Origin of the sequence: Roseateles sp. (assembly GCF_049240545.1) — a bacterium.
Taxonomy (GTDB): domain Bacteria; phylum Pseudomonadota; class Gammaproteobacteria; order Burkholderiales; family Burkholderiaceae_C; genus Paucibacter_A.
Genome location: NZ_JBMLSK010000303.1, coordinates 1 through 4,624, shown reverse-complemented (window position 1 = coordinate 4,624; position 4,624 = coordinate 1). Strand labels below are relative to the sequence as shown.

Genomic DNA, 4,624 nt, shown 5'->3' with positions numbered 1-4,624 from the left:
ATCAACACCGGCATCGGCTGGCACGAGGCGCGCATCCCCACCATCGCCACCAGCGTGCCGCGGGCCGGCTTTGCCTGGGTGACCCAGAAGCTGCGCAGCCAGCTGCGCGCCGAAGGCATCATGACCCCGCTGATCACCAGCAACCGCATCAACAGCCCCGAGGTCGCCGAAGGCGTGCTGGCCGATGGTTCGGCCGATATGGTCAGCATGGCGCGGCCCTTTTTGGCCGACCCGGAGTTCGTCAAGAAGGCACGCCAAGGCCGGGCCGACGAAATCAATACCTGCATCGCTTGCAATCAGGCCTGCCTGGACCACGCCTTCGAGCAAAAGATCGCCAGCTGCTTGGTCAACCCGCGGGCGGCGCATGAGCAGGAGATTCGCGTCATTCCGCTGGCCGCCAGCAAGCAAGCGCGCAAGAAGATCGCGGTGGTCGGCGCCGGCCCGGCGGGTTTGGCGGCCTCCACCACCTTGGCCGAGCGCGGCCATGAGGTGCATCTGTTTGACTCGGCGGCGGTGATCGGCGGCCAGTTCAATATGGCGCGGCAGATTCCGGGCAAGGAGGAGTTTTCTGAGACCCTGCGCTACTTCGCCCGCCGCTTAGAGATCACCGGCGTGCAGTTGCATCTGAACCGCCGCGTGGCCGCAGCCGACTTGATGGGCTTTGACGAAGTCTTGCTGGCCACCGGCGTGACGCCGCGCAACCCGCGCATTCCGGGCCAAGACGAAGGCGCCGCGCGGGGTCAGGTCTTGAGCTATATCGACGTCTTGCTGCACAAAAAGCCGGTCGGCCAAACAGTGGCGCTGATCGGCGCCGGCGGCATTGGCTTTGATGTGGCCGAATACCTGGCCGAGCCGGGCGCCGAGCAGGGTCATTCCTTGACTCTGGACGCGCCGGCCTGGCGACGCGAGTGGGGCATTGGCGACCCGGTCGAATCGCGCGCCGGCCTGGTGCGGCCGATGCCGGCCAGCCCGGCACGCTCCATCTACCTGTTGCAACGCAAGGCAGGCAAGCTGGGCGCGGGCCTGGGCAAGACCACCGGCTGGATCCACCGTGCCGCGCTGAAGATGAAGGCCGTGCAAATGCTGGCGGGCGTCAATTACGAGGCCATCACGCCCGAAGGACTGTGGGTCAGCTACGGCAAGGAGCGCATCGACCGCCAACTGCTGGCCTGCGACACCATTGTCTTGTGCGCCGGGCAGGAACCTTTGCGCGAGCTGGAAGCGCCGTTGAAGGCCGCCGGCCGCTCGGTGCATCTCTTGGGCGGCGCCTTGGAAGCCGGCGAATTGGACGCAAAACGTGCAATCCTGCAGGGAACCCGGCTTGGCTGCTCCCTGTAAACCCTAGGCAGGCTCAAGCCGGGCACAGACACTACCGAAACGACGAGAACGAGGGGCTACCCGCTGCCTAGCAGGATGCAGTGGGTGGGCTTGAACCGTCATAAACGCAAGACCAGGCACACCGGATCAAGAGTTCGGGTGAGTCGGGTTCAAAGCAAAAGATTCGGTAGCTGATGATTCATTTATTCCACCGCTGGAAGGCGGCCATGGGCGCCTTCATCGCGCTATGCGCTGCGGCTCCCGTCCTGGCTCACAGCCTGGATGTCAGCAGCGGCATCAATCCGTCCGATCCGGTGACCTGGCTGGTGGCTTTCAGCCTGCTGGGCGCCTTGGCCATGGGCTTGGTCTTGGCGCTGGTGCATTCGCAGCGCTTGCGTTTGCGTCAGCGCCGTACCGAGCTGGCCCGGGTGCGGCGCGAGCGCAGCAAGCTCAGCGCCTTGCTGAATGCGATCCCTGACCCGGTCTATTTCAAAGATGCCAACGGCGCTTATGAAGGCGCCAATCCGGCCTTTGAGCGTTGCACCGGCTTGACCGAAGCCCAGCTGATCGGCCGCCGTGACGATGAACTGGAGCAGCGCCCTGAGTGGAGCGCCGCGCTGACCGGCGCGGGCACCACCCAGCGCACCATGGCTTGGGTCAACCAGCCGGGCGGCTACCGCGCCTGCTTGGACGTGGTGCAGGCCCAGGTCTTTGATGAAGGCCAATGCCTGGGGCAGATCGGCGTGGCGCGCGATGTGACCGCTTTGCGCGAAGCCACCACCAAGTTGCACCGCGCCATCACCGTGTTTGAGCATTGCGGCGAAGGCATCATGATGATGGACGCGGATTTGCTGATCCGCGATGCCAATCCGGCGCTCAGCGCCATCACCGGCTATGCCTGCGATGAGCTGCTGGGCACCATGCCGCATTACCTGCAGCTGAGCGAGCAAGACCCGGAAGTCTTGAAACAGCTCTGGGCCGAGGTCGGAAGCAAGGGCAAGTGGAGCGGCGAACTGATTGACCGCCACAAGGACGGCCGCTGCATCCCGCTTTGGGTCACGCTGGTGTGCGTGCCGCCGGCCGAGCAGGGCGGCGAGCCGCATTACCTGGCGGTGCTGACGGACATCTCGCGCATCAAGCAGACCGAGGCCGAGCTGCTGCACCAAAAACTGCATGACCGTTTGACCGGCCTGCCCAATCTGGCCCTGCTGCGCGACCGTATCGAGCAGCAGGTCAGCCAGGCCCAGCGCGACCACACCTGCGTGGCGGTGCTGTATGTGGATCTGGACGGCTTCCGTGAAGTCAATGACATTGCCGGCCACAGCGCCGGCGATGCCGTCTTGAAGGCGGCCGCCGAGCGCTTCAACCAGTCGCTGCGCACCAGCGATACGGTGGCGCGGGTGGGGGCGGATGAGTTTGTCATCGTGCTCTCGGGCTTGGTCGATGAAGAGACCTCGATGCGTCTGGGCGAGCGTCTGATTGATGCGATGCGTGAGCCGATTTTTGACGGTGCGGTGGAGATCACCAAACGCTTCAATCTCGGTGCCAGCATTGGCCTGGCCTTGTTCCCCACCGATGGTGAGAACGTCGATGATTTGCTGCGCAATGCCGAGGCCGCCATGGTGCGGGCCAAGGCCCATGCCCGCAACACGGTGCAGGCTTACCGGCCGGAGCTGACGCAAGCCGTTAAGCAGCGCTTCGAGCTGACCCATGCGCTGCGCCTGGCCAATGAGGCCGCGCAGTTCAGGCTGGAGTACCAGCCGCAGGTGCGTTTGTCCGACGGCGCCTTGATCGGAGCCGAGGCCTTGCTGCGCTGGCGGCACCCGACCCGCGGGCCGGTGTCGCCGGCCGAGTTCATCCCCTTGGCGGAAGAAACTGGGCTCATCATCCCGATCGGCCGCTGGGTGCTGGAAACCGCCTGCGCGCAGGCCGCGCGCTGGCAAGGCGTGGCGGGCAAGCCGCAGCAGGTGGCGGTCAATGTGTCGGCGCGCCAACTGCGCCAGCCGGACTTCATTGCCACCGTCGATCACATCCTGGCGGCCACCGGCTGTCCGGCCCATGCGCTGGAATTGGAAGTGACCGAGAGCTTGCTGTTGGAAGACGCCGAGGGTGCGATCGGTCTGCTGGGCGCTTTGAAGTCGCGCGGCGTGCGGGTGGCGATTGATGACTTTGGCACCGGCTACTCCTCGCTCTCGTACCTGCGTCGCATGCCGGTCAACACGCTGAAGATTGACCGCAGCTTTGTCTCCGAGCTGGGGCAGGATGCCAACGTCGCCGCGATTGCCCGCACCGTCATCGTGCTGGCGCGCAGCCTGCATCTGGACGTTTTGGCCGAAGGCGTGGAAACCGCCGAGCAGGCCGCCTGGCTGCAGCGCGAAGGCTGCGATTGGGCGCAGGGCTGGCACTACGGCCGGCCGATGCCTGCCGAGGACTTTGTCGTGATCGCCCATGCGCTGCCCGTCGGGCCTAAGCTGGTGCCGGTGAAGCGTTTGCAGCTGGCCTGAGTCGCCTTTTTCTTCGGGACTGCCGGTGGCGTCATCGGCATGTCATGCCTTTGTGGCAGTCTGGGCTGATTGCATTAGATGCGTCAGCCCTACCTTTATGAGCAGCGACAACACCCGCCCGGCAGCGACTTCCTCGGCCGACCCCCATGCCGAGATGATGCAGCGCATGCAGGCCGATCTGATTGACAGTTATGACGAAGAACTGGAGATGGAGATCGACGACCGCGCCTTTGACGAAGGCAGCGGCTCCTTCAGCCCCGAACAGCGCGCCCAGCGCCGTGCTTACTTCAAAGAACTGTTTCGCCTGCAGGGCGAGCTGGTCAAGCTGCAAGACTGGGTGGTGCACACCAAGCACAAGGCCGTCATCATTTTTGAAGGCCGCGATGCGGCCGGCAAAGGGGGCGTCATCAAGCGCATCACCCAGCGCCTGAATCCGCGCGTTTGCCGGGTTGCGGCGCTGCCGGCGCCAAATGACCGCGAGCGCACCCAGTGGTACTTCCAGCGCTATATCTCGCACCTGCCGGCCGGCGGCGAGATCGTTCTGTTTGACCGCAGCTGGTACAACCGCGCCGGCGTTGAGCGGGTGATGGGCTTTTGCAGTGACGACGAGTACGAAGAATTCTTCCGCTCGGTGCCCGAGTTTGAAAAGATGCTGGTGCGCGCCGGCATTCAGGTCATCAAATACTGGTTCTCCATCACCGACGAAGAGCAGCACACCCGCTTCCTGGGGCGCATCCATGACCCGCTGAAGCAGTGGAAGCTCAGCCCCATGGACCTGGAGTCGCGCCGCCGCTGGGAGGACT

General features: G+C 64.7%; 3 protein-coding genes. All 3 read left to right on the top strand.

Features of this window, described 5'->3' with window-relative positions; genetic code table 11:
• A partial coding sequence (locus tag ACOVRJ_RS19090) for an FAD-dependent oxidoreductase (protein ID WP_422045410.1) occupies positions 1-1,338 on the top strand: 1,338 nt, incomplete at its 5' end.
• 173 nt (positions 1,339-1,511) lie between these two features.
• Complete coding sequence (locus ACOVRJ_RS19085) at positions 1,512-3,821, top strand: putative bifunctional diguanylate cyclase/phosphodiesterase (RefSeq protein WP_422045409.1); 2,310 nt, start codon at positions 1,512-1,514, stop codon at positions 3,819-3,821.
• 154 nt (positions 3,822-3,975) lie between these two features.
• Positions 3,976-4,624: polyphosphate kinase 2 (gene ppk2, locus ACOVRJ_RS19080; protein ID WP_422045411.1), on the top strand; the 649-nt coding region annotated here is incomplete at its 3' end.

Excerpts from the sequence above, each read along its gene's own strand:
- ACOVRJ_RS19085 (WP_422045409.1), top strand. The coding sequence starts at position 1,512 with ATGATTCATTTATTCCACCGCTGGAAGGCGGCCATGGGCGCCTTCATC.